The following is a 25,092-nucleotide window of genomic DNA, read 5'->3' as shown; positions in this document are numbered from 1 at the left end:
GGCGGGTATCGCGCAATCGGTTGGCAGTACCGGTGATTCGTACGATAACGCGCTCTCGGAATCGGTGAATTCATTGTTCAAGAAGGAATTGATCGGCAAGTACGTGTGGTCGGATACGAGTGAGGTGAATCGGGAGACGGCGGAATGGGTTTCGTGGTATAACAATCAGCGGTTGCATTTGTGGTGTGGTTATCGTCCACCGGCGGAGTTCGAGCGGGTCTTCTGGGAAGACCGCGGTCAGCAACTGACGGCAGCATGAGGCACTGGAATCGGTAGTTCGGTCTCATCCAAAGCCGGGGCGGTCCACCCCGAGGCGCGGCGAAAGACTTCTCCGCCCGACCGCCAGTGGTGCTGCTCACGTAAAGTCGGCCGATGATCGGGCCGTTCATTCCGCTACGAACCGGGGAATGCAGATGCGTGGTGTGGGACGAGTAGTGGCGCTGGGCGTTTCAGTGATCACGGTGGCGTGTGCGGTGAGCTGTGGCGGCGAGACCAAAAGCGGACAGCCCGAAGCGCCGTCGACGGCTGTCTCGGCGCCGCAGACCTCGTCGACGGCAGCGAGAGCGCTTACCGAGGTCGACGCCGGTCCCTACACCGCGCGTTCGGCGCGTTCCGCATGTCCTTCACGGCGCTGCGGGATCTCGCTGTCCTGACTGCGATTCCGGACCGTGAGGCGTGGTTGTGGCCCATGGTGGTGGAAGGGTCGATGGCCCAATCCACTCTGGCCATACTGGATCTCGCGCACGCTCCGTCGAACCGTGCGCACACCGATACCACGTCGATCCCGGTTGGACTTGACGTAGGTGGCCGTGGTGCCAGCCTTCTTGTCTTCGTGGCCCGCGAATTGGCGTGTCACCGCGAATCCGAAATGGCGTTCGACCCAGGTCAGGGTGGTGTGGTGCAGCCAATGGATCGTGATGCCTTGGACTGCGACCCAGGGCAATTCCTCACCGATGTGGGACCACAGATGGTCGTAGCGGCGGGAGGTGATCGGTTTTCCGTTGCGATAGCGCAGTAGCCGTTCGGAATGCGGAGCGCGGCGTCCCCGGGCGTGAATGACCAAGTGACGCATGAGAGTCGGCGATACCGGTTGCCAGCGCACGGTCTCGCCCTTCTCGTGCAGCCGGACCAGACATTGGTCGACGTCGAGGTCGGCCGGGGTCAGAGCGAGCGCGCCGCCGCGGCGACAGGCGGTCTCGGTGTGCAGCCGCAGAATCAAGCAGTCCAGTTCGGGATCGTCGCCGGTGCAGGCCGCGACGCGGACGATGTCGGCGAGTTGGTGGGGTGGAATCGCGAAACGTGCCGATGGGCGGCGTGAAGGCTTTGCGACTTGTCGGGACGGGTTGTCCGCCGGTCGGATCCAGCCGTGATCTTCGGCGTAGCGGTAGATGCACCGGACAGCGCCGACGAAGTTCTCGACCGCGCCTCGGCCATGGCGGGATCCGTTGGAGACGGACTCGGACTTGATCCGTTCCGCCATTTCGACGAGTTCGGGTTTGGTCGGCTCGTCGAGTCTGCGGTCTGCCCACTCGTTCTCGATCCGGTTGAAATGTGTGTTGTAGGTGCGCAGGGTGCCGAACGACAGCGTCTTGCGGACTTCGGGGATGACGACCGCGAATGTCGGTACGGAGATCGGCTCGCTGATCAGGTCAGCGGCAGATACACCCAACTGCGACAACAACAGTCGTGCTGCTTCGAGCGTTTGAGCAGTGGGCGCGTTGATGGCGGGGACGTTCATGGCCGTGCACCTCCCAGCAGGTCGATTCGGCTCGGTTCGAGCAGCGCGTGCAGTGCGCTGGGCGAATAGACGGCGAGCCGTTCGCGTTCGGGGTATGCGGCCAGTAGGACCGCATCGCCGAGGAAGAGGTTGACGCGACGGCGCAGTCGGTAGGGGATGCGCAGATATCCCTTGCGGCTGACCGTGATTCCGCCGTCGGAGCCTGGGCGGACGAAAAGGGTTCCGTGGGCGGCAGGCGTGATGTCGATTTTGAAGCCCGGACCCCAACCGAGAGCGGCAGTGATGTTCTTGTCCGCGACGCGACCGCCGTCGGCGACGACGGCCAGACCGTAGACGACCTCGATGCCGCGATCGGGCAGGAGAGCGACCGGATCGATGGGATCGCTGATCAGTTGCTGCAGCGGCGAGGGAGGTGGAACGAGAGGTGGGATCACGCCTATCATCGCCGCCACCGCCCGAATCGAGCCGAATCTGGCTCGTGAGCGGTTTTTCGGACCTGCTCGGTCAGTGTTTCCGCAGGTGAATCTGCGTGTTCTAGTGCACTAAAGCACCTGAGGGTGGTTTCCGGCTCGTGAGCCGGGTTTGTGTGCGCGAGGCGGGACTTGAACCCGCACGTCCGAGGACACCAGAACCTAAATCTGGCGCGTATGCCAATTTCGCCACTCGCGCTGATGGTACGACCGTCCAAACTTTACCGGGTCGAACGGGGTTCGCGAAGCACCGGGAGGGTGTGGCGTACTGGTCGGTAACCCTACCTGGGATTATAACGATTTCATAAAGGTGAAGGTGAGGGGGGCTCATATTTCCTACGCCGGTGTAACCGGGCTCACCAGCGGGATCGAACATGAGGGATGGTCATGTTTCTGAAGATTCTGGTACGTGCGTACGAAAAAACTGGAGAGTAGGCACACGGACGCAACACGAACATGAGGAAAGCCTCATGATTTTGTGGAATCCTCGGCGTCTACCAGGGCCTGTCGGCCGGGGGAACACCTGCGCACCGTGAGCGCGGCCCAGTCCTGCGGGGGTTGGGTCGCTCGGAGAAGGAAGTCGAACGTCTTGACGATCAACGAGAGCACCGGGATCGGATCGAAGGCCGGACAGGCTCGGAAGAACCGGGAAAATGGGGTCAGGTCGTCACTGCTGGACCGATTGCTGGGGGGTACTCCGTACGCCCTCGCCTTCGGCGGGCAAGGCGCACAGTGGCTGAACGAGCTCGAGGAGATCGGGCGGGATTCCGCGCTCGAACCCGAGCTCACCGCGCTCGTCAACGAGGCCGCTGAAAAGCTGGAACCCGTTGCGGCACAACTGCTCGTCGTCCGGCCCGTCGGATTCGATCCGATCGCCTGGATGCTGGAGGAAGAGATCGCCGATCCGGATCAGGGGGAGGTGTCCGGAGCGCCGTCAGCGCAGGTGTTGCGCTCCGCCGCCGTCTCCATGCCGGGCGTTTTCCTGACCCAGGCCGCCGCACTGCGTGCGCTGCGCCTGCAGGGCCTGGACATCGTGGCCCAGCCGCCCGCCGCCGTCATCGGCCACTCGCAGGGCCGCATCGCCGCCGTCGCCGCCGAGGCGCACGGCCAGCGCGATGCCGAACTGCTCGCCGTGGCCCAGTTGATCGGCGCCGCAGCCGGTCTGGTGGCCCGCCGCCGCGGCCTCATGCCCGTCGGCGAGAAGTCGCCCATGGTCGCCGTGTCCAATGTCGATCCCGAACAGCTGCAGGCCGTCGTCACCGAGGTCTCCCAGGACGTCGATCCCGACAAGGCCGCCGTCGTCTCCATCCGCAACGGCCGCCGCCGCGCGGTGCTCTCCGGCTCGGTCGCCCAGTTGGACCGCGTCCGCCGCCGCTGCGCCGAGATCAACGAGGAACAGGCCCGCGAACGCGACGCCAAGAAGCGCGGCGGCTCGGTCTTCGCGCCGGTGTTCGAGGACATCCCGGTCGAGGTCGCCTTCCACCACCCGGCCCTCGCCGAGACCGTGGACCTGGTCACCGGCTGGGCCCAGCAGTGCGGCCTGGACACCGAACTCGCCGCCACCCTCGCCCGCGAGGTCCTCGTCGACCCGATCGACTGGGTCGGCACCGTCGACGAGACCGTCGCCGAAGGCGCGCAGTGGATCCTGGACCTCGGCCCCGGCGACCTGCTCACCCGCCTCACCGCCGGCTCGCTCAAGGGCACCGGCGTCGGCGTGCTCGCCGCCTCCACCCGCCCCGGGCAGCGCAGCCTGTTCACCCCCGGCGCCGCGCCCGAAGTCGCCCCCGCCTGGACCGAATTCGCGCCCAAGCCGGTGCGCCTGCCCAACGGCCGCATCGTGGTCGAGACCGCCTTCACCCGCATCACCGGCCGCTCGCCGATCCTGCTCGCGGGCATGACCCCGACCACGGTCGACGCGAAAATCGTTGCGGCCGCGGCCAATGCGGGCCACTGGGCCGAACTCGCCGGCGGCGGTCAGGTCACCGAGCAGATCTTCGCCGACCGCGTCACCGAACTGCAGACCCTGCTGCAGCCGGGCCGCGCCGTGCAGTTCAACTCGCTGTTCCTGGACCCGTACCTGTGGAAGCTGCAGCTCGGCGGTAAGCGCCTGGTGCAGAAGGCCCGCACCGCGGGCGCGCCGTTCGACGGCGTCATCGTCACCGCCGGTATCCCGGAACTCGAAGAGGCCGTTGCCCTCATCGAGGAGCTGACCGAGGTCGGCATCACCCATGTGGCGTTCAAGCCCGGCACCGTCGCCCAGATCCGTGCCGTGCTGCGCATCGCCGACGCCGTGCCCGGCTACCCGGTCATCATGCACATCGAGGGCGGCCGCGCGGGTGGTCACCACTCGTGGGAGGACCTCGACGACCTGCTGCTCGAGACCTACGGCGAGCTGCGCGGGCGCGACAATGTGATCGTCTGCGTGGGCGGCGGTATCGGCACCCCCGAGCGCGCGACCGAATACCTCACCGGCGCTTGGTCACAGGCCCACGGCCACCCGGCCATGCCCCTGGACGGCGTGCTGGTCGGCACCGCCGCCATGGCCACCCTCGAAGCCACCACGGCGCCCGAGGTGAAGCAGCTGCTGGTCGACACCCCCGGCACCCCCGACTGGGTCGGCGCGGGCACCGCGACCGGCGGAATGGCTTCCGGCCGTAGCCAATTGGGCGCGGACATCCACGAGATCGACAATGCGGCCTCGCGCACCGGCCGCCTGCTCGACGAGGTCGCCGGTGACGCCGACGCCGTGGCCGCACGCCGCGACGAGATCATCGCCGCCCTCGACGCCACCGCCAAGCCGTACTTCGGCGACGTCGCCACCATGACCTACGTCGAATGGCTGGAACGCTATGTCGAACTCGCGGTCGGCCTGGACCGCCGCAAGGACTTCGACTGCGGCGGCGACTTCGCCGACGCCATCGCCGACGCCACCCGCTCGGTCTGGCTGGACATCACTTGGCGCGACCGGTTCGCGGAGATGGTGCGCCGCACCGAATCCCGCCTCAACGAGGCCGACCGCGGCGAGATCGCCACGCTCTTCGCCGAGGACGACGAGTTCGAGGCGCCCGTGCAGGCGTTGTGCACGCTGAAGGCGCAGTACCCGGCCGCCGCCGACACCGTGCTGCACCCGGCCGACGTGCCGTTCTTCGTGAGCCTGTGCAAGACCCCCGGCAAGCCGGTCAACTTCGTACCGGTCGTGGATCAGGACGTACGCCGCTGGTGGCGTTCGGATTCCCTGTGGCAGGCCCATGATCCGCGCTACAGCGCCGATCAGGTGTGCATCATCCCCGGCACCGTCGCCGTCGCCGGCATCACCCGCGTGGACGAGCCCGTCGGTGAACTGCTGGACCGCTTCGAACAGGACACCGCCTACTCGCTGGTGCGGGCGGGCGTCGTCCCGGCCGCCGTGGACGGCCGCCGCCGCGTGCAGGTCGCGCACGGCGCGCTCGACATCGTGCTCGCCGCACCGGATGTGCAGTGGGCCGGCCGCACCACCGTCAACCCCATCCACCGCCTGGGCGACCTCGACGAGTGGACCATGAACGGCAAGGGCGCGATCCACCCGCCCACGGGCGCCCGCCTGAGCGCCACGGAGGGCCCCGAAACCGACCACGCCTATGTGGCATTGAGCGTGCCGCTCCTGGGACGCGATGCGGTCGAGATCCGGATCACCGTGCCCGCCAGCGTCTATAACGGCGGCGCCCCGGTCATCACCGAGGACGACGCCGAGGCGGCCATGTCCGCGCTGCTGGCCGTCGCGGCCGGGCAGTCGCTGCCCGAGGTCAAGGATGTGGACGGCGTCAAGGTCGCCCACGTGAACCTGGCCTGGACCCCGGACCTCATCGCCGACCACGCCGGCGTCACCGGCTCCGGCCTGCCGGACTCGCTGAGCACCCTCGGCCGCACCGTGCCCGACGTGCTCGTCGGCGCCTGCTGGCCCGCCGTGTTCGCGGCGCTCGGCGCCACCCGGACCGCGGACGCGCACAGCGTCATCGAGGGCATGCTGGACCTGGTCCACCTCGACCACCAGATCAACCTGGTCGGCCAATTGCCCGACGGCGCAAGCGTGCTCGCCGTTCGCGCCGAGGCCGGGCAGACCGTCGACACCGATCTCGGCCGCGTGGTCGAGGTGCGGGTGAAGATCTCCGGCATGCTCGACAAGCCGGAGACCGGCATGTCCATGCCGACCATCGCCACCCTCACCGAGCGCTTCGCGATTCGTGGTCGCAACGGTTCCGCCGAACTCACCGATCCGGCGCGCGCCGCCGGCTCGCTGTCCGAGGACGCCACCGACACCCCGCGCCGCCGCCGTCGCGACGTGGCCCTCGTGGCCCCGCGCGCCATGGCCGCCTTCGCGCAGGTCTCGGGCGACCACAACCCGATCCACACCTCCGACAATGCCGCCAAGCTGGCCGGGCTCGGCAGCCCGATCGTGCACGGCATGTGGCTGTCCGCCGCTGCGCAGCACGCGGTTTCGGCCATCGACCTGAACGACAAGGCCCCCGCTCGCACCATCACCGCGTGGACCACTCGGTTCCTCGGCATGGTCCGGCCGGGTGCGCAGATCGACGTGCGTGTGGAACGCGTTGCGGTGGACCACGGTTCGGAGATCGTCGAGGTTTCCTGCCGGACCCGCGGAGCGGGAAATGCACAGAGCGCGGGCGACCTCGTGATGACCGCCACCGGACGCATCGCGCCGCCGAAGACCGTGTACGCCTTCCCCGGACAGGGCATCCAGGCCAAGGGCATGGGCCTCGACGCCCGCACCCGCTCCAAGGCCGCCAAGGAGGTCTGGGACCGCGCCGACAAGCACACCCGCGAGGCCCTCGGCTTCTCGATTCTCGCTGTGGTGCGCGACAATCCGACCTACCTCAAGGCCCGCGGCGTCGAATACCGGCACCCGCAGGGCGTGCTGCACCTGACCCAGTTCACCCAGGTCGCCATGGCCACCCTCGGTGTCGCACAGGTCGCCGAACTGCGTGAGGCCGGCGCCTTCATCGACGGCGCCATGCTCGCCGGGCACTCCGTCGGTGAGTACAACGCGCTCTCGGCGGTGGCCGGTGTGCTGCCGCTGGAGGCCGTGCTCGAGGTCGTGTTCCAGCGCGGCTCCGCCATGCACGAGCTGGTGCCCCGGGATGCCCAGGGCCGCAGCGACTACCGGATGGCCGCCATCCGGCCCTCGCAGATCGGCATTGCCGACGACCAGGTCATCAGCTGGGTCGCGGGTATCGGCGAAGAGGCGCAGGAATTCCTCGAGGTGGTGAACCTCAACCTGCGCGGTGCGCAGTACGCCATCGCCGGCACCGTCAAGGGCCTCGAGGCCCTCGAGACCGAAATCGAGCGGCTGCGTGCCGAAACCGGTGGCAAGCGGGCCTTCGTGCTGGTGCCCGGCATCGACGTGCCGTTCCACTCCACCGTGCTGCGCCGCGGCGTGCCGGAGTTCCGGTCCAAGCTGCTGGATCTGCTGCCCGCGGACCTGCACCCGGAACTCCTTGTGGGCCGGTACATTCCGAACCTGGTGCCGCGACTGTTCAACCTGGAGCGCGACTTCATCGAGGAGATCGCGGACCTGGTGCCCTCCGAGCCTCTCGCCGAGGTGCTGGGCGACTGGGAAGACTGGGCCGCCAAGCCCGTCGAACTCTGCCGCGTGGTGCTCGTCGAGCTGCTCGCCTGGCAGTTCGCCTCGCCGGTGCGCTGGATCGAGACCCAGGACCTGCTGTTCACCGACGGTGAGCACGGCGGCCTCGGCGTCGAGCGGTTCGTCGAAATCGGTTTGGCCGCAACGCCTACCGTCGCCAACCTGGCCGCCAATACGCTGAAGCTGCCGCAGTTCGGCAGCGCGGTCGTCGAGGTGCTGAACATCGAGCGCGAGCGCGGCATCGTCTACTCGACCGATACCGACCCGGCGCCGGTGGAAGAGGCCGAGGAGACCCCGACCACGGAGACATCGAACAGCGCCACCTCTGCCGCAGCCGCTCCGGCTGCTGCCGCCCCCGTCGCGGCTCCGGTCGCGCCGTCCGGTGGCCCGCGGCCCGACGACATCGGGTTCTCGGCGGCGGATGCCACCCGCGTGCTCATCGCGCTGTGGACCAAGCTGCGGCTCGATCAGATCGGCCCGGTGGACACCATCGAGGGTCTGTGCGACGGCGTGTCCTCGCGGCGTAACCAGCTGCTCGTCGACCTCGGTGCGGAGCTCTCGCTCGGCGCCATCGACGGTGCGGCCGATGCCGATATGGGCGCGCTGGCCGGTACGGTCGACCGCCTGGCCCGCACCTACAAGCCGTTCGGTTCGGTGCTCTCGGATGCCATCGGCGACCACCTGCGCAAGGTCTTCGGGCCCTCCGGCAAGCGCCCGGCCGCCATCGGCGAGCGCGTCAAGAAGGTCTGGGACCTCGGCGACGGCTGGGTCAGCCATGTGACCGCGGAGGTTTCGCTCGGCACCCGCGAGGGCGCCAGCGTCCGCGGCGGCGACCTCGGCGGGCTCGTCTCCGGCGGGCTCGGCGACGGTGCGGCCGTGGACAATGCGATCGACGCCGCCGTGCAGGCCGTGGCCGCACGCCGCGGCATCGCGGTCTCCATGCCGTCCGCCGGCGGTGGCGGCGGCGCGACCGTCGACGCGGCCGCGCTGGGTGAGTTCACCGAGCAGATCACCGGTCGCGACGGCGTGCTGGCGCAGGCCGCCCGGGTGATCCTGGAATCCCTGGGCCACTCCGAGCAGGCCTCCGCACCGGAAGCCACCACGGACACCCTGGTGGATCTGGTTTCGGCCGAATTGGGTTCGGACTGGCCGCGACTCGTCGCGCCGGCTTTCGACGCCAAGAAGGCCGTGCTCATCGACGACCGGTGGGCAAGTGCGCGTGAGGATCTCGCGCGGCTGTGGTTCGGCAACGACGGCTCGCTGCCGGTCGAACCCGAGGTCGAGGGATACGTCGGTGCGGGCGAAGCCGTTGCCGCGCAGGCCAACTGGTGGCGCAACCGCGCCATGAGCGAGGCCCGTTCGGTGCTCGCCGGGGTCTACGGCGCCATCGCCGAGGCCGCGGTCTCCGCTGCCGAGCCGGGCATCTGGTCCTCCGATATCGCCGTGATCACCGGCGCCAGTAAGGGTTCCATCGCGGCGGCGGCCACCGGCCGGCTGCTGGCGGGCGGTGCCACCGTGGTGGTCACCACCTCCAAGCTGGACGACACCCGCCTGGGCTTCTACAAGCAGCTCTACCGCGACAACGCCCGCCACGGCGCGGCGCTGTGGGTGGTGCCCGCGAACATGGCCTCCTACACCGATATCGACGCGGTCATCGAATGGGTCGGCAACGAACAGGTCGACAATGCCGGCGGCGCGAAGATCCTCGTCAAGGAGGCGATGACCCCCACCCTGCTGCTCCCGTTCGCCGCGCCGCGGGTGGCCGGTGACCTCTCCGACGCCGGCGCGCGCGCCGAAATGGAGATGCGGGTGCTGCTGTGGTCGGTGGAACGGCTCATCGGTGGCCTGTCCACCCTGGGCGCCGACCACGACGTGGACGCGAAACTGCATGTGGTGCTGCCGGGTTCGCCCAACCGCGGCATGTTCGGCGGCGACGGCGCCTACGGGGAATCCAAGGCCGCCCTCGACGCCGTGGTCGCCAAGTGGCGGGCCGAGAAGTCGTGGTCGCAGCGGGTCACCCTGGTGCACGCGCTGATCGGCTGGGTGCGCGGCACCGGGCTCATGGGCGGTAACGACCCGCTGGTCGAGGCCGTCGAAAAGGCCGGCGTGCACACCTGGTCCACCCTGCAGATGGCCGACGAGCTGCTCAAGTGGTGCACCTCGCGCGCTCGCGTGGTGACCGCGTCGGGTCCGCAGCAGATCGACCTCACCGGTGGATTGGCCGGGGCCAAGCTGGATCTGCCCGAACTGGCGCGCGAAGCCCGTGAACAGGCCGAGGCCGCCGCGGCGGAATCCGAAGGCATCGACGGGCGCACCATTGCGGCGCTGCCGGCGCCGCCGACCCTGTCCTCCAAGTTGCCCACCCCCGAATGGGGTTCGGTCACCGCCGATCTCGACGATATGGTCGTGATCGTCGGTGCGGGCGAGCTCGGCCCCTACGGCTCGGCGCGTACCCGCTTCGAGATGGAGGTCTCCGACCAGCTCTCCGCCGCGGGCGTGCTGGAACTGGCCTGGAGCACCGGACTCGTCACCTGGGAGAACGACCCCAAGCCCGGCTGGTACGACACCGAATCCGGTGACTACGTCGACGAATCCGAGCTGGCCGAGCGCTACCACGACACCGTGGTGGAACGCTGCGGCGTGCGCCGCTACGGCGACGACGGCTCCATGATCGACAACACCGCACCGCTGCTCACCTCCGTGTTCCTCGACAAGGACCTGAGCTTCGTGGTGAACAGCGAAGCCGAGGCGCGGGCCTTCCACTCCGCCAACCCGGAGCAGACGGTCGTCACTCCCGTCGACGGCACCGGTGACTGGCAGGTGATCCGCAAGGCGGGCACCGAGATTCGCGTGCCGCGCAAGGCCAAGCTGTCCCGCGTCGTCGGCGGTCAGATCCCCACCGGCTGGGATCCCACCAAGTGGGGCATCTCCGCCGATATGGCCGGGTCCATCGACCGGGTCGCGCTGTGGAACATCGTCTGCACCGTGGACGCGTTCCTGTCCTCCGGCTTCAGCCCGGCCGAGCTCATGAGCTGGGTGCACCCGGCCATGGTCGCCAACACGCAGGGCACCGGCATGGGCGGCATGTCGTCGATGCGCTCGCTGTACATCGACAACCTGCTCGGTGAGCCGCGGGCCAACGACATCCTGCAGGAGGCGCTGCCCAACGTCGCACTGGCGCACGTGGTGCAGAGCTACGTCGGCTCCTACGGCGGCATGATCCACCCGGTCGCGGCCTGCGCGACCGCGGCGGTCTCCGTCGAAGAGGGTGTGGACAAGATCAAGCTGGGCAAGGCCGACCTGGTGGTGGCCGGCGGCTACGACGACCTCGGCATCGAGGGCATCGTGGGCTTCGGCGACATGTCCGCCACCGCCGACTCGGCCGTCATGTCCGCCAAGGGCATCAGCGACCGCTACTTCTCCCGGGCCAACGATCGCCGCCGCGGCGGCTTCGTCGAATCCATGGGCGGCGGAACGGTACTGCTCGCTCGCGGCTCGGTGGCGCTCGAAATGGGCCTGCCGGTGCTGGGTGTCGTCGCCTACGCGCAGTCCTACGCCGACGGCGTGCACACCTCGATCCCGGCTCCGGGCCTCGGCGCCCTGGGCGCGGGCCGCGGTGGGCCGGAGTCCAAGCTGGCCAAGGAACTCGGCAAGCTCGGCGTCACCCCCGACGAGATCGCGGTGGTGTCCAAGCACGACACCTCCACCGCCGCAAACGATCCCAACGAGTCCGAACTGCACGAGCGGCTCGCCACCGCCATCGGCCGCTCGGAAGGCGCACCGCTGTTCGTGGTTTCGCAGAAGACCCTCACCGGTCACGCGAAGGGCGGCGCGGCGGCCTTCCAGCTCATCGGCCTGTGCCAGGTACTGGAACAAGGCGTCATCCCGCCAAACCGCAGCCTCGACTGCGTGGACGAGAAGATGGCCGACTACCCGCACCTGGTGTGGCTGCGCGAACCCCTCGCGGTGGGAGATCGCTTCCCGCTCAAGGCCGGACTGGTCACCTCGCTCGGCTTCGGCCACGTCTCCGGGCTGCTCGCCATCGTGCACCCGCAGGCCTTCGTCGAAGCGATCACCGATCCGGAGAAGCGCGAAAGCTACCAGCGCCAGGCCGAGGAGCGTCAGCTCGCCGGCCGTCAGCGCCTCACCGAAGCCATGTGCGGCGGCGCCCCGCTGTACGAACGCCCCGCCGACCGCCGCTTCGGCGGCGACGGCACCCCCGCCAAGAAGGCGCGGCAACTCGAGGCGGACGTCCTCCTGTCGCAGCAAGCGCGCCTGGGCGTGGACGCGGTCTACAGCACCCGCCCCGAAGGCCCGGCCTGCCGCTAGCGGCACCCGATAGACCGGCCTGGCGGTAAGTAGCCCTCCGTCAGGCCCGGGGTGGCGGACTCGTGTACCCGCACGAGCCCGCCACCCGCACAATCGAACACGGCGGCGCAGCCTACGGAACCGTAGGCTGCGCTGCTATGTTGCAGGGCATTCGACTGCACTAACGAGGAATCGAGGAGTCCCGCACAGTGACGATCCTTGGTATCGGTCTGGACTTGGTCACCATCTCCGAGTTCTCCGAACAACTGGAACGCACCGGAACCACCATGCTCCGGGAGAGTTTCACCGCTGCAGAGCGCCGCTACTGCCAGAGCAAGGGCACGGACCCGGCACGCAGCTATGCCGCACGATGGGCCGCCAAAGAGGCGGTGCTCAAGGCGTGGGCGTCCTCCCGGTTCGCGCGCAGCCCGCAGATCGGGGACAACCCCTATCCGCTGATCGAGGTCGTCAACGACGCCTGGGGGCGGCCCAGCATCAAATTGCACGGGCTCGCAGCGGAATTCCTGCCGCGCGCCCGGGTGCACCTGTCGCTCACCCACGACGGGGATACGGCGGCGGCCATGGTGGTGCTGGAAGACCCCGGCGAACTAGCGGACCTCATCGGCAAGTGAGAGGTCTTGCGGCGGCGGTCAGTTCACCTCGGGTTCGAACTCGGTGCGCTGGCCGCCGGTCCGGGACTCCTTCTCGGCGATGAGGAGATATGCGACCATCAGGCGCTTCAGCTCGGAGACCGCGTCCTCGTGACTGAGGCCGTCCTGCACCGAGAAATTCAGCATCGAATAGACGACGTGCACCAGCACCTGCGCCATCATCGAACGACGGCCGCGGGGAGTGCGGGGCATGAGCGGGCGCAGCATCTGCGAAACCGCTTCGGCGAACTCCTTTTCGTGGATCGCGCCGGTCGCCCGCGTGGAGGGCGTCGACTGCATGGCCAGCCACACCTCGCGGCGGGACGGGTCGGTCATCCACAATTCCGCCAGGTGATCCACCAGCGCGTTCATGTGCCGTAACCAGTCCATGGACGGGATCTCACCGTGGAAATCCGCCAGCTCCTGCGAAACCGCCACCAGGTCTTGGCGATTCAATTCACAGACGATCACATACTTGTTGGCGAAGAACTGATACAGCGTGCCGATCGGGACTTCCGCACGGGCCGCGACCTCTTCACAGGTGAATGATTCGAAGCCGACCTCTACGAGCAATTCCCGGGAAGCCTGCAACAGGGCGTCGAACTTCCTCTTGCTCCGTTCCTGCGTCGGGCGGCGACGGGGCATCAGCTCCTGCGGGTCGTCCTGCAACTCCAACGCAGGGTCCGGCCGTCGATTCGACCTGGCTCCCGTGCGCGCTTCCACGCTCAACAGCCTACGGGTAGCGACACGCGGATGACACGCTGCGGTAGTTCGTGTGTCACGGCCTCCCACCCATCCACGCCGCCCCCGGCGACGAAGACCCATCGCAGCTGCTTCACCGCTGCCTGCCGATACAACGAAAGGGGCTGCGCCCCTTTCAACCCCGAAAAGGGGAAGCGGGGGCCGAGCCCCCGCACCCCCTGGGGCGAAGCCATCGGGTCCCAGGGCGGACCGCCCCTCGGTCGGGGGCCGAGCCCCGGGGCCTGCACGAACCCTTGGCCGGAGTCCGAGGGCTTGGCCCTCGGGGCTGCACCACCCCTCGACCGGGGTCCGGGGCTTGTCTCCGGGAGTTGCTGCTTCACCCTCGGTCGGGGGCCGGGGATTGTGCCCGGGACTTGCAACACCACCTCTCGGTCCGGGGGTCCGGGGGCTTGCCCCCGGGACTTACAGAGTTAGTTCAGAAAGCACTGACGACGTTGGAAGGCTGATCTGTGGTTTCTTCTGCTGTTGTTCGTTCCGCGGTGACCATCGGAGTCGCCACCGAGCGCGGCACGGTGCGTGCCGTGGCACTGGCCGAGGATGGCGACAAGCTGCCCGAACGCGTGGTGCTGGAACGCGTGGCGAAGGTCGCCGGCGAATCCAAGGCCGACCTGGCCGAAACCGTCGAACTGGTGCTCGAGGAGATCGCCGCCAAGATCGAAACCGATCGGAAGATCATCGGGGTGGCCGTCGCCTACCGCGATGCCGCCGAACGCCGCGCCATCGTCACCCGGCTGGCCGCCGGGGCCTGGCACGACGCCTCGCTGGTATCGGCCAAGGCCGCGCACCTCGCCGTGGCCCGCGCCATGACCTGGGTCGACGAATTCGAGGACCTGGCCATCTGCGAGGTGGTCCCGGGCTTCCAGGCCTTCTCGCTCATCTCCCCGGACCGCAGCCGGGTACTGGCCGCGGTCACCCTCACCGGCGGCGCCACCACCGAGGAGGCCATGCGCGCCGCGGTCACCTCCGCCTGGGACCAGTTCGACGCCGCCGGGGTGAAACCCGACGCCGTCGTGCTCATCGGTTCCGCCGCAAGCGAACCCGCGGTCGTGGCGGCACTGGAATCCGGCTTCGGCGCACCCGTCATCCCCTGCTCGGTGTCGGCGGCGGCGCCCGCTCTCGGCGCGGCCCTGGCGGCCCTGCCCGAGGTCGAATTCGCCGGTGAAGCGGCCGAACGCATTCGCCGGGTGCGCGGCACGGCGGCCCTGTTCGCGGCGGCCAGCGTGCTCGCCGGCGGCCTGGTGGCCGGCGGAGTCTATGCGGCGAACAAGGATTCGTCGGGCGTGCCCGAACCCAAGCTCACCGACGCCCGCGTCTCCGCCGACGCCAAGTCCGCGCCCGCTCCGAACCAGCTCGGCGCCCCGGCCGACCCGGGAGCGAGCGGTGGCAGCGCGCCCGTCGCACAGCCGACCGGACCGACCGCCCCCGACTCGGGCGTGACCATGTCGGATCAGCCCGCGCCGCAATCCGAGCCCGATGTGATCACCGTCGACCCGGCCACCCTGAACTGGGGACCGAACGGCTCCCGCACCGATGGCGGCAACCCGAAACAGCTGGTCAAGGCGCAGCCCGAGCCGGAAACCGTGCCCGCCTCGGATTCGGTGCTGCCCGCTCCCACGCATCCGGTGGTCGCGCCCGTCGACGGCGGACTCTTCCCCGGTGAGACGGCCCCGCCGGCGTTAGGGACTCCGGAGTTCGCGTCCTGGTGGGACAACCACTGGCGCATGATGCTGCAGTGGGCGACCCTCCAGGTCTTCCCGCGCGCCTGAGCACGCGAAACAGGTCCGGACACACCGATATACGAGAACCCCGGCCCGAATCGGGCCGGGGTTCTTCGTGTCTGCCTCGATCGTGAGATCTACACCGCGCGAGATCTACACCGAGAGATCGCGGCGCAATTTGGCCACGTGGCCGGTCGCGCGCACGTTGTACTGTGCGACCTCGACCTTGCCCTTCTCATCGATGAGGAAGGTGGATCGGATGACACCGGTGACCTTCTTGCCGTACATCATCTTCTCGCCGAAGGCGCCGTACGCGGTCAGCACATCCTTGTCCGGATCGCCGAGGAGCGGGAACGTCAGCTGCTCGTTATCGCGGAACTTGGCCAGCTTGGCCTGCTTGTCGGGGGAGATGCCGATGACGTCGATGCCGGCGCCGTTGAGCTCGGCCAGATTGTCCCGGAAGTCGCAGGCTTCCTTGGTGCAGCCCGGTGTGCTGGCGGCGGGGTAGAAGTAGACGATCACCTTGCGGCCGCGGTAGTCGGCGAGCGACACCTCTTTGCCGTCGGCGTCGGGGAGGGTGAAGGCGGGCGCGGTATCGCCGGGACTGAGCCGGGGGTTCTCGGTCATGTCGTCACGCTAGCCGACGCCGCCGACTCGTTGTCAGCGATACGCGCTGTCTTCGTCAAGCGTGAATTACCACTCGTGGCAGCGGTCGTCGTGACGGCCCCAGCCGTCACGCTCGTCATCGTGCCAGCGGCCGTGGCGGTCGCAGTGCCAGTCGTTGTGCCAGGGGTCGCGCGGGTCGAGCCAACCGGGCTGGTTGAAGCCGCCCCAGTCGCCGTCCTCGTGCAGGATGGCCGGGCCGGCCTGCTGGGCGGGGCTCACGACCTCGGCGCTCGCCACGGAGACCAGCGGTCCGGTGATGAGAGCGGCGGACGCCGCGGCGACGAATAGCGAACCGATAATGCGGGACTTCATAGAAGGCCTTTCTGTAGAAATCGGGCTCCGACCCGCGGACGACTCTATGGGCGTCGCAAGCCTGTTCCTACGATTCCCCGGCAACTCACATCAAATCCTGAGCTGGGCCGAGGATTTCCGCGCGCGTCAGGAGTGCGAGGTCGGGTTGGCGATAGACTCCACGGCAGGTCGGCTCGCCGCGCCCTGGATTCGTCGCGCGAGCAGCCTCGAGACGACAGTGCCGCTGATGGCGCGGCTTCCAGACAGGAGTGTGACGTGGCGAGAGATACCGAGGCGATCGAGCGGGAAATCGAGGCCGCGCGGAACCGGCTCGCGAGCACCCTCGACGAGCTGGCGGTGCGGGCCGACCCGCAGCGGCTGGCGGACAACGCCAAGCAGTCCCTCATCGCGAAGGTGAACGAGCCGAAGATCAAGTACAGCCTGATCGGCGCCGGCGCCCTCGTCGCGACCCTGGTGCTGGTCAAGCTCTTCCGCCGGTAAGACCAACTCTCGGAACTCTCAGGGGCTCCGCCCCCGAACCCCCGAAAGCCGCGAGGCCCCGGTCCTGAACGGACCGGGGCCTCGCTGTTTACCCCTCGAACGCACGAGACCCCGGTCCTACAGGACCGGGGTCTCGGTTCAATCTGTGGATTGTCGCGGCAGCGACGAATCAGACGGTGGGGCACGCCATTCCGGTGCCGTCCGGGTCGAGGTGGGGGCTGTAACCGGGCTGGCCGCGGAAGAGGGGGGCGACGCCGGCGGCGCGGGCCTGGTCGCAGTTCTCGTAGACGGGGCCGCCGGCGGAGCCGGTCTGGGTGAGTCCGGCCGAGCCGGTCGCGGCGGAGCCGGTGTCGATGGCGGAGGAGCCGGTACCGGAGGAACCGGTGGGGACATCGGCGAAGGCAACGGCGGTCTGGGCTGCGATGGTCGTCAGTCCCGCGACGCTGGCGGTGACGAGTAGCCGGCGAACGTTCATGTATTCCTCAATGTCGGCGCTATGTGTTGTTAGGTGGCGGCCCGGCTCGGCGCGGATCGCCACCGCTGCCGGTGGAGTGTGGCACGGTGGCCGGTCCGGGTTTCCGGCGTCTACTGTTCTGGCGCAACGTTGCATTGTCAACCGGATGGGCTATCTATCCTGGTCAGCGCGACGACGTGGATGCGTTCCCGAAGCTGTTCTGCCGGAATGTGTCCCATTCGTCTGATTGAAAACCGCTATGACAGACAGCTTTTCGAGACCTTCACGATTGGGACGGACCGTACTTTACGACAGATTCCTGTGCCGTGGCTGTGTCAGGGCTGCGAGTCCCTGGCAGCGTGCACAAGGTTGGTGTCCGTGTCAACTATGTATGGATAGTATGGAGCCCATGGTGCGCTGGCTGACCGACGAGGAACAGACGACCTGGCAGGCCTATATCCGCATGCGGCAGCGGCTCGACGCCGCCATCGCCGCCGGACTGGCCCAGGACGGCCTCTCACCCTCCGATTACGAAGTGCTCGTTGCGCTCTCCGCCGCGGGCGGGCACCTGCGCGCCAAGGAACTCGGCGCGGAGATCTGCTGGGACAAGAGCCGGCTCTCCAAACACCTCACCCGCATGGCCGCCCGCGGACTCGTCGACCGCTGCCAGGCCGCCGACGATGCGCGCGGACGCGAAGTGCGCCTCACCGACGCCGGGCGCACGGCCTTGGAAACCGCCGCACCCAACCATGTGGATCTGGTGCGGCGGCTGCTCGTCGACGATATGACGCGCGCGGAGTCGGTGGCCCTGCGGTCACTGGCCGACCGGGTCGTCGCCGAAGTCGAGCGGACCGACGTACCGGGCTTCGACTGACCGTCGGGCGGGCCGGCTCCGGTCAGCTCTCGTCTGTGGGCGGGTCGAACTGCGCGCGCTTCCAGTCGTTGAACGGCTCGTCGCGTTCCCGGACGGCCTCGCGGAAACCGGCTGTGGCGGCGCGCAATTGGAAGGCGTAGCCCTCGCGGGTGTGCCGGGAGATGCCATCGAAGACGGTGCTGATCATGCCGGAGTTGGCCACGCCCTGGCTGAGCAGCACGCTGTTCAGGGCCAGCTTCGCCATCACCAGCTGATTGATCGGGACCTGTGAAATGCGTTGCAGCAGTTCCTCGGTGCGCGCGTCGAGCTCGTCGGCGGGCGGCGCCTCGATGGCCAGGCCCCACTCCTCGGCCTGCTTACCGCTGAGGCTGTCGCCGGTGAAGAGCAGGCGCTTGGCGCGCTGATCACCGATCCGGTGCGCCCACATGCCCGCGGCCGGGATACCCCAGGTGCGGGTGGGCGGGTAGCCGATGCGGGCGTCGTCGGCGCAGATGATCTGGTCGGCGTACAAGGCGATATCGGTGCCGCCGGCGATGGCGAAACCGTGCACCTTGGCGACCGTCGGCTTGTTGGCGTACAGCAGGCTGGCGAAGCCGCGGTTGAAACGCGACATCATGGCGTAGTCGAGCATGGGATCCCAGGTGGCCCAGGGATTGTGGTTGGCCGCCTGCACGGCCGGATCGAGCACGGTGCCCTCGGTCGGCTGCACACCTTCAGCGGGGGCGAAGCTGTTTTCGGCGAAGATCGACAAGTCATAGCCGCCGCAGAAACCCTTGCCGCGCCCGCTCACCACGATCACGTGCACCCGCGGGTCGAGGTCGGCGCGTTCGACGGCCGCGGCCAGTTCGATGGGGGTGTCGGCGGTGATGGCGTTGCCGCGTTCGGGGCGGTTGAAGGTGATGCGCGCGATGCGGCCGGTGACCTCGTAGGTCAGTGTGCGGCCGGTGAATTCGCCGTCCGGCTCGGGACGCCCGGCGAAGGGGGAGTCGTCACCGGCGGTCAGGTCGTCGCGCCAGGCCGCGGGCCGGGTGCCGGCATGGTTCTCGTAGTCGGGTGCCACCCAAGCAGTGAACCCCGGTTCATTTCTTGCTGTCAAGAGTTGAGACAACTCTCGTAACTCGCGGCTCCACCTCCCTGCGCCGGGGCAAGCCCGCCCCTGAAACCCCAGGAGCGGATTGGTCGCGTAACTCTCGAGGGCAGGCGCCGATCCCACGGAATCGCTCGTCGTGTGGCTCTCCGGGGCGGGCCGTCGACTCCGACGTTGCTTCACTCCCAAGGTTTGACCGGGGGCTTCACCCACATGATTTTCTCGTCGGCGTGGGTGCGGCGGGCGGAGTCGTGGGTGGGGTTGCGGGTGGCCCAGGCGTCCTTTTCGTCGAGGAGGCGGGCGGCGGCTTGCCAGGTTTCGTCGGTGCTGGGTGGGTTGGTGTCGGCGGCTCGGGCCAGTTTCCGGCGTTGGGCCGGGGGCATCTCGAGCAACTCGGCTCCGCTGATCGCGCGGTCCCAGATGTATGCGGCCAGTCGGCGCGCCTTCTCCTCGCGACTGCGATCGGCGAAGTCCGAGTGGGCGTAGTCGGCCATCTCGCAACTCCGCAGGTAGTGGACGAATTACGAGGCCGACCCTACTCCAGGCGGCTACGGTGTTCGCATGTCGGATGCCGTGGGTGCCCAGGAACTCGTGATCGACCGTGCCACAGCGCGGGATTGGGAAATCGTGGTCGGCTGGGCGGCCGCGGAAGGATGGAATCCGGGGGAGGGCGATACCGGCGCGTTCTTCGCGCAGGATCCGGGCGGATTCTTCCTCGGCCGGATCGACGGGGAGCCCGCCACGGCGATCTCGGTGGTCAACTACGGCGGCGAATACGCCTTTCTGGGTTTCTATCTCGTACGGCCCGAGTTACGCGGCCAGGGGCTCGGACTCGCCACCTGGCAGGCGGGCCTGCTGCACGCCGGCGACCGCGTGGTCGGCCTCGACGGAGTGCCGGATCAGCAGGACAACTACCGGCGCAGCGGATTCGAACTCGCCTACCGCACTGCGCGTTTCACCGGCATCCCGGATCTGCCGCCGCCGGACGCGACGGTGCGTGAACTCGGCGCGGACAATGTGATCGACGTGCGCGCCTACGATTCCACCTGCCTGCCCGCCGATCGTCCCGACTTTCTGACCATCTGGCTCGGCGATCCCCGCCATCGCACCGTGGTGCGCATTGTCGACGGGACCCTCACGGGCTTCGGAACCGTTCGTCCCGCAAGGGATTCCCTGCGCGTGGGTCCGCTCTTCGCCGATTCGGACGCGGACGCCCGGCAGCTGCTCGCCGCGCTCGCGCAGGCCGCGAACGGCGCCGCGCTCGCCCTGGATGTCCCGCTGCACAATGAATCCGCGGTCCGCCTGGCGACGGAGGTGGGGTTGCAGCCGAGCTTCGAGACGGCGCGCATGTACACCGGCCCGGTCCGATCCCATTGCACGGAAAAGGTTTTCGGCGTCACCAGCCTCGAACTGGGCTGAACCGGCTCACCAGGCCGAGGGCCGGACACGACCCGGCCGCACCACCCGCGCCAGCGCATTGCGCAGTTCGACGGTGGCCGTGGGCCCGAGGACGGCTGCCCAGTGCTCGGTGAACCGGGCCGCGGCCGCGTCGGCGGCGCGGGTGCAGGCCCAGCCGCGTTCGGTGAGGGTGATGAGGCGGGCGCGGGAGTCGGTGGGGTGCGGGTTGCGCGCGGCGTAGCCCTTCTTCACCAGTTCGTCCACCAGCTGGCTGGCGGCCTGTTTGGTGACGCCCAGGTGTTCGGCGATCTCGCCGACGGTCGCGCCGTTCGGGGCCATGCGCGCGAAGGCGAAGCCGTGGGTGGGCCGGATATCGGTGAATCCGGCCGCGAGCACGCCGTGGTTGATGGCGTCGGTGACCTCGGCGGCGGCCGCGAGCAGCAGCAGCGGTAGGTCCTGGGCGGGTATGGGCATGGGTGAAATCCTGACACTTGACATATTGGTCAACTTCCTTGACTATATAGTCAAGCAGATTGACCAAAGAGGAGTTCTCGAAATGCCCGTCATCCGCATTGCCGCCGCCGAAGTCCACGAGATGCACGGCTCCCGCTTCACCCCGCTCGTCCGACCGGCCGCCGGCAGCGCCGAACTGTGCATCTGGCGGCTGGAAATCTCGCCCGCCACCGAGGGGGTCGCGCACAAGGTGCTGCGCGAGGAGGCCTTCGTCCTGCTGGACGGCGCGCTGACCCTCACCATCGACGGCGAAGCCGCCGACCTCGTCCCGGGTGACGCCGCCGTGGCGCCCGCCGGATCGACCATCCGCCTGGACAATTCGGCCGACCACCCCGCCGTCGTCATGGTCACCGCGCCCGTCGGCTTCAGCGGCGAACTCGCCGACGGCACCCGCATCAGCCCGCCCTGGGTGAACTGACCTCCGATCAGGGCGTCACGACGAGCCGCTTCCCGCGCAGATCCGTGCGCTGCCAAGCGGTTTCGACCTCCGCGAGCGGCACCCGCTCGATATCGAACGTGAGGCGACCCTCCCGGGCCCACTCCACCACCTGCTGGTAGCCGGCGCCGATGGCGGCCGGGTCGGCATTGCGGGCCGCGCCGTAGATCTCGACACCCGAGGTGCGCAGGGTCTCCGCCGGAATGGTGGCGGTGGGCCCGGCGGACTCGCCGATCTGCACCAGCCGGGTCGGCTCGGGGAAGGCGAAGGAATCCGGGATCAGGGTGCTCAAGAGGATCTCGGTCGGTCTGCCCCAGAGGAAGTCGACCACGACGTCGTAACCGCTGTCCTTCGCATCCGTGAACTGCTGCCGCAGTTCGTCGTCGGAGACGGCCGTGGTGATCACGGAATCCGCACCGAGAGAGGCGATTTCGCGCAGTGCGGAATCATCGCGGCCGGTCGCCACGATGCTGCCCGCGCCCATCAGGCGCGCCACCTTCACGGCCAATCGGCCACGGCGGCATCGGGTGCACCGCGAACACCAGTGGCGCCGGATCGTCCGGCAATTCGATTCGGGCGGAGAGCAATTCGGTGACGAACCCGTCGTGCCGCTGCGTGTCCGACAGCGGATAACGACTCCAGATCCCGGTGCCCTTCCCGCGTTCCGCGGTGCTGCAGTAGTGATACGGCAACAGCTCGGGCAGCCGCGACGCCATGAGATTGGCCAGCCCCTGCGGCGTCAGCTCGCACACCGTCAGCACATCGATCCGCAGCCGATCGACGGACGCGGCCAGCGCATCCGGATCCGCACCACCGACGAGGATATTGGCCTGCATCAACCGCAGCGTCCGCCCCGACGTCCCCAGCTGCCGGGTTCCATACGGCCGCAACGGCCCCCGATCCGGCAGCTGCCGCGCCCGATACCGCGCCCGACGCGACCGCAAGAAGGGCGCCCGCGCCCGATACAACGGCCACTGCGTGGCCACCGCGGCCCCCAGCAAGGCGGCGCTCGCGGCAACCGCGATCCACTGCCCCGCCACGGCCGCCAGCACCAGCGCAGGCAAGGCCGCGGCCATCAGCCACGGCGCGAGCGCCGCCGCGACAATCACCGGCTGCCGTCGCGAGTGGACCGTCCGCGCAACCAGCCCGGTCGCTGCCACCAGCGGCAATGCGGCCGTGGCCGCGAGCATCAGGGTCGAAAGCGAATTCAGCACGCTATCGATGGTTCCGCCGCAGACTGTGTCCCGGCTGAGCGAACCCTGCGAACCGGCCCACGATCTCCGCGGGCGTTCGCGGCACCGATCGTCTGGCCGGTGGTGTAATTCGCTTTTTCAGTAATCGCTGTGACCCGCAGCAGAATTGGATTGGACCAGGCTGGGAGTAAACATTCTCCGGTGTTCGAATTCTGTCGTAGGAATATTGCGATCCGTGTGTGTCGGCCCGGTGGGAATGTGCTGAGACTTCAAGCGATTTCATCGTTTCCGGCGTGTGCCTGTTCTGAAATGAATTCGGCCTCTGAGGCCTTCGTGGGTAACAGAAAGGTAGTGACTGTAATGAGAAGGCTGGCGGGAACACTGGCGGTCGCGGCCGCCGCGGGCGCACTGCTGGTCGGCCCGGTGGTGGGTGCGGCATCGGCCGAGATCCCGGGCGGCGGCATGCCGGTCGCGCAGGACTGGGCCGGCTTCAACCATCCGGGCTGGCACGAACCGGGCGATCCGTGGAACGACGACTGGCACTGTGACCGTCAGGGCAACTGGCACAACGACGAGCACGATCAGTGGGGTCACCGCGACGGCCGCTGCCACCAGTGGTGACGCCGCACCCGATAACCCGATGACCGTCGAATAAATGCGGCCCTTGGACGGCACGGCCGTCCAAGGGCCGCATATCGGTTCGGTCGCGTATAACATGAGCGGATGACCCGTGAAACCCTCTATGACGACGGACTGATCATTCTCGACGACGAGGCAATCACATTGCGGCGCTATTATTTTCCACTCGCCACCGGTAAGCGCATACCGTATGGCCGTATCCGCGGAATCAGCGTCCGCCCGATGGGTGTGATGACCGGGAAGGGCCGCCTGTGGGGAACCTCCTCCCCGCGCTACTGGCTGCCCCTGGACGTCGGCCGCCCGCACAAGGACCGCCTGATCGTCCTCGATCTCGGCGGCCGCGTGCGCCCGGCCTTCAGTCCCGACGACCCCGATCGGGTGCTGTCCATACTCGAACAGCGTGTCGGCCACCCGATCGAACACGGGTAACCGGCTCGGGCCTACAGCACCAGGCCGACCATGGTGGCGCTGATCAGGCTGACGAGTGTCGCGCTGTAGATCAGCCGCAGGCCTTTCCGGGCGACCAGGGCGCCCTGGCCCGGGTCGAGGATGCGGACGGCGCCGGTGACGATGGCGATGGTGGTGAGGTTGGCGAAGGACACCAGGTAGGTGGAGAGGATCGCCATCGTGTGGCCCGAGAGGGGCGTCGGGCGGCTGTGGAGTTGTTGCATGGCGACGACTTCGTTGGAGACCAGCTTGGTGCCCATGAAGGTGCCGGCGGATCGGGCTTCGTCCCAAGGGATTCCGGTCAGCCAGGCCAGTGGGGCGAAGGCGTGGCCCATCACGTCCTGGAAGGAGGTGCCGTGGAAGACGGCCGCGAAGATGCCGTTCACCATGGCTAGCAGGGCGGTGAAGCCGAGCAGCATGGCGGCGACGGTGATCGCGATGCGGAAGCCCACCAGGATGTAGTCGGCGAGCATCTCGAAGAACGAGGGGCGGTCCCGCGGTTCGGTTTCCTCGGTGTGCAGCAGGACGTCGTCCTCGATGCCGGTGGTCCGGTACGGGTTGATGAGGGCGGAGACGACGAACGCGCCGAACAGGTTCAGGGTGATGGCCGCGATGACGTATCGGGGTTCGACGAGCTGCATGTACACGCCCAGAATGGCCGCCGAGACCGTAGACATGGCCGAGGTGGCCAGGGTCAGCATCCGCTGTTCCGGGATGCGGCCGAGGATGTCGCGCAGGGAGATGAACACTTCCGACTGACCGAGCAACATGGCCGCGACCGCATTGAAGGATTCGAGCTTGCCGAAGCCGCTGATCCAGGACACCACCCGCCCCACGACGCGAATTATCAACGGCAGCAAACGAATATGCTGCAGGATCCCGATCAGGGCGGATACCAGCACGATCGGGATCAGCACCGAGAAGAAGATCGCGGGCTGCGTGCCGACCGCGGGCAGGCCGCCGAACACGAACGTGGTGCCGGTGCTCGCGTAGGCGAGCAGGTGGTCGAACGTCCTGCTGATGCCGCGCACCACGGCGTCGCCCACCGACGATTTCAGCAGCAGGACGGCCAGTGCGGCCTGTACCAGCAGCAATATCGCAACCCGCCCCAATCTCCCGCCCGCCAGTCGCCGATCGCTGCTGGGCAGCCAAGCGAGGAACAGGAATCCGGCCAAACCGATACTGCCGATCACGTAGTGCACGCACGCCTCCGAGGGTTCGAGCGAGATTGACGCAAATAATCAGCTACTGACTGTTCACTCGCAACCGGGGCGCGGCTCATTCAACCCGTAATTTTGCGAAAGATATG

The 25,092-nt window shown here is 68.2% G+C and carries 21 protein-coding genes, 1 tRNA gene and 2 pseudogenes; 11 read left to right on the top strand and 13 right to left on the bottom strand.

Annotation, left to right across the window (positions count from 1 at the left end):
- On the top strand, window positions 1-259 hold a 259-nt coding region (locus ACH438_RS45215; RefSeq protein ID WP_397017309.1), incomplete at its 5' end, for an integrase core domain-containing protein.
- Between the two features lie 357 nt (window positions 260-616).
- Window positions 617-682 (top strand): annotated as a pseudogene (locus ACH438_RS45210) (hypothetical protein); the annotation flags it as partial.
- A 114-nt stretch (window positions 683-796) separates the two neighbouring features.
- On the opposite strand, the pseudogene ACH438_RS45205 reads toward ACH438_RS45210, so the two are convergent.
- The 3 genes and pseudogenes from ACH438_RS45205 to ACH438_RS45195 form a co-directional block, all read right to left on the bottom strand.
- A pseudogene (locus tag ACH438_RS45205) lies at window positions 797-1,480 on the bottom strand (tyrosine-type recombinase/integrase); the annotation flags it as partial.
- Between the two features lie 254 nt (window positions 1,481-1,734).
- Complete coding sequence (locus ACH438_RS45200; protein ID WP_397017307.1) at window positions 1,735-2,181, bottom strand: hypothetical protein; 447 nt, start codon at window positions 2,179-2,181, stop codon at window positions 1,735-1,737.
- Between the two features lie 144 nt (window positions 2,182-2,325).
- Window positions 2,326-2,407, bottom strand: a tRNA-Leu gene (locus ACH438_RS45195).
- Between the two features lie 390 nt (window positions 2,408-2,797).
- Here ACH438_RS45195 and ACH438_RS45190 point away from each other — a divergent pair.
- Together ACH438_RS45190 and ACH438_RS45185 are read left to right on the top strand one after the other, a co-directional pair.
- Window positions 2,798-12,175 (top strand): fatty acid synthase subunit beta domain-containing protein, encoded by a 9,378-nt coding sequence (locus ACH438_RS45190; protein ID WP_397017305.1) that lies wholly within the window; start codon window positions 2,798-2,800, stop codon window positions 12,173-12,175.
- 188 nt (window positions 12,176-12,363) lie between these two features.
- Entirely contained in the window at window positions 12,364-12,786 is a 423-nt protein-coding gene (locus tag ACH438_RS45185; protein ID WP_397017303.1) for a holo-ACP synthase, read from the top strand.
- Between the two features lie 18 nt (window positions 12,787-12,804).
- Here ACH438_RS45185 and ACH438_RS45180 read toward each other — a convergent pair whose 3' ends face one another.
- Window positions 12,805-13,449 carry a TetR family transcriptional regulator gene (locus tag ACH438_RS45180; protein ID WP_397017317.1) on the bottom strand — a complete coding sequence of 215 codons (645 nt, stop codon included), beginning with the start codon at window positions 13,447-13,449 and terminating at the stop codon, window positions 12,805-12,807.
- A 596-nt stretch (window positions 13,450-14,045) separates the two neighbouring features.
- On the opposite strand from ACH438_RS45180, the gene ACH438_RS45175 reads away from it, so the two are divergent.
- A complete protein-coding gene (locus tag ACH438_RS45175) occupies window positions 14,046-15,332 on the top strand; it encodes a hypothetical protein (RefSeq protein WP_397017301.1) in 1,287 nt (428 codons plus the stop codon).
- A gap of 105 nt (window positions 15,333-15,437) precedes the next feature.
- Here the strand turns inward: ACH438_RS45175 and bcp are convergent, their stop codons facing one another.
- Both bcp and ACH438_RS45165 read right to left on the bottom strand, forming a co-directional pair.
- Entirely contained in the window at window positions 15,438-15,911 is a 474-nt protein-coding gene (gene bcp, locus ACH438_RS45170; RefSeq protein WP_397017299.1) for a thioredoxin-dependent thiol peroxidase, read from the bottom strand.
- Window positions 15,912-15,977: 66 nt separating this feature from the next.
- Window positions 15,978-16,262: a hypothetical protein gene (locus tag ACH438_RS45165; RefSeq protein WP_397017297.1), complete on the bottom strand. Its 285-nt coding sequence runs from the start codon at window positions 16,260-16,262 to the stop codon at window positions 15,978-15,980.
- Window positions 16,263-16,517: 255 nt separating this feature from the next.
- On the opposite strand from ACH438_RS45165, the gene ACH438_RS45160 reads away from it, so the two are divergent.
- The gene (locus ACH438_RS45160; RefSeq protein WP_397017295.1) at window positions 16,518-16,742 is read left to right on the top strand and encodes a DUF3618 domain-containing protein; all 225 of its coding nucleotides are present in this window, start codon (window positions 16,518-16,520) and stop codon (window positions 16,740-16,742) included.
- Between the two features lie 169 nt (window positions 16,743-16,911).
- Here the strand turns inward: ACH438_RS45160 and ACH438_RS45155 are convergent, their stop codons facing one another.
- Window positions 16,912-17,217, bottom strand: coding sequence for an excalibur calcium-binding domain-containing protein (locus tag ACH438_RS45155; protein WP_397017293.1), 306 nt, complete (start codon window positions 17,215-17,217; stop codon window positions 16,912-16,914).
- 388 nt (window positions 17,218-17,605) lie between these two features.
- Here ACH438_RS45155 and ACH438_RS45150 point away from each other — a divergent pair, with 388 nt between their 5' ends.
- Window positions 17,606-18,070, top strand: a complete 465-nt coding sequence (locus ACH438_RS45150; RefSeq protein ID WP_397017291.1) for a MarR family winged helix-turn-helix transcriptional regulator — start codon at window positions 17,606-17,608, stop codon at window positions 18,068-18,070.
- A 22-nt stretch (window positions 18,071-18,092) separates the two neighbouring features.
- Here ACH438_RS45150 and ACH438_RS45145 read toward each other — a convergent pair whose 3' ends face one another.
- Window positions 18,093-19,130: a crotonase/enoyl-CoA hydratase family protein gene (locus tag ACH438_RS45145; protein ID WP_397017289.1), complete on the bottom strand. Its 1,038-nt coding sequence runs from the start codon at window positions 19,128-19,130 to the stop codon at window positions 18,093-18,095.
- A 206-nt stretch (window positions 19,131-19,336) separates the two neighbouring features.
- On the bottom strand, window positions 19,337-19,651 hold the full coding sequence (locus ACH438_RS45140; RefSeq protein WP_397017287.1) for a hypothetical protein: 315 nt from the start codon (window positions 19,649-19,651) through the stop codon (window positions 19,337-19,339).
- 67 nt (window positions 19,652-19,718) lie between these two features.
- On the opposite strand from ACH438_RS45140, the gene ACH438_RS45135 reads away from it, so the two are divergent.
- Entirely contained in the window at window positions 19,719-20,576 is an 858-nt protein-coding gene (locus tag ACH438_RS45135) for a GNAT family N-acetyltransferase (RefSeq protein WP_397017285.1), read from the top strand.
- A gap of 6 nt (window positions 20,577-20,582) precedes the next feature.
- On the opposite strand, the gene ACH438_RS45130 is transcribed toward ACH438_RS45135, so the two are convergent.
- Window positions 20,583-21,029 (bottom strand): MarR family winged helix-turn-helix transcriptional regulator, encoded by a 447-nt coding sequence (locus tag ACH438_RS45130; protein WP_397017283.1) that lies wholly within the window; start codon window positions 21,027-21,029, stop codon window positions 20,583-20,585.
- Window positions 21,030-21,111: 82 nt separating this feature from the next.
- Between ACH438_RS45130 and ACH438_RS45125 the strand changes: the two genes are divergently transcribed.
- Window positions 21,112-21,486, top strand: a complete 375-nt coding sequence (locus ACH438_RS45125) for a cupin domain-containing protein (protein ID WP_397017281.1) — start codon at window positions 21,112-21,114, stop codon at window positions 21,484-21,486.
- A gap of 7 nt (window positions 21,487-21,493) precedes the next feature.
- Here ACH438_RS45125 and ACH438_RS45120 read toward each other — a convergent pair whose 3' ends face one another.
- A complete protein-coding gene (locus ACH438_RS45120) occupies window positions 21,494-21,988 on the bottom strand; it encodes a zinc-binding dehydrogenase (protein ID WP_397017279.1) in 495 nt (164 codons plus the stop codon).
- On the bottom strand, window positions 21,951-22,718 hold the full coding sequence (locus ACH438_RS45115; protein ID WP_397017277.1) for an endonuclease/exonuclease/phosphatase family protein: 768 nt from the start codon (window positions 22,716-22,718) through the stop codon (window positions 21,951-21,953). Before ACH438_RS45115 ends, ACH438_RS45120 begins: the two co-directional genes overlap by 38 nt.
- Before the next feature lie 339 nt (window positions 22,719-23,057).
- Here ACH438_RS45115 and ACH438_RS45110 point away from each other — a divergent pair, with 339 nt between their 5' ends.
- On the top strand, window positions 23,058-23,318 hold the full coding sequence (locus ACH438_RS45110) for a hypothetical protein (protein ID WP_397017275.1): 261 nt from the start codon (window positions 23,058-23,060) through the stop codon (window positions 23,316-23,318).
- Between the two features lie 102 nt (window positions 23,319-23,420).
- Window positions 23,421-23,765, top strand: coding sequence for a hypothetical protein (locus ACH438_RS45105; RefSeq protein WP_397017273.1), 345 nt, complete (start codon window positions 23,421-23,423; stop codon window positions 23,763-23,765).
- 11 nt (window positions 23,766-23,776) lie between these two features.
- Here ACH438_RS45105 and ACH438_RS45100 read toward each other — a convergent pair whose 3' ends face one another.
- Window positions 23,777-24,985, bottom strand: coding sequence for a NupC/NupG family nucleoside CNT transporter (locus ACH438_RS45100; RefSeq protein ID WP_397017271.1), 1,209 nt, complete (start codon window positions 24,983-24,985; stop codon window positions 23,777-23,779).
- Window positions 24,986-25,092 lie beyond the last annotated feature (107 nt).

The sequence above is a fragment of the Nocardia sp. NPDC020380 genome (assembly GCF_044386975.1).
In the GTDB taxonomy this organism is placed as follows: domain Bacteria; phylum Actinomycetota; class Actinomycetes; order Mycobacteriales; family Mycobacteriaceae; genus Nocardia.
Note: the sequence above shows the minus strand (reverse complement) of the source record. Positions and strands in the feature narration are given on the sequence as shown.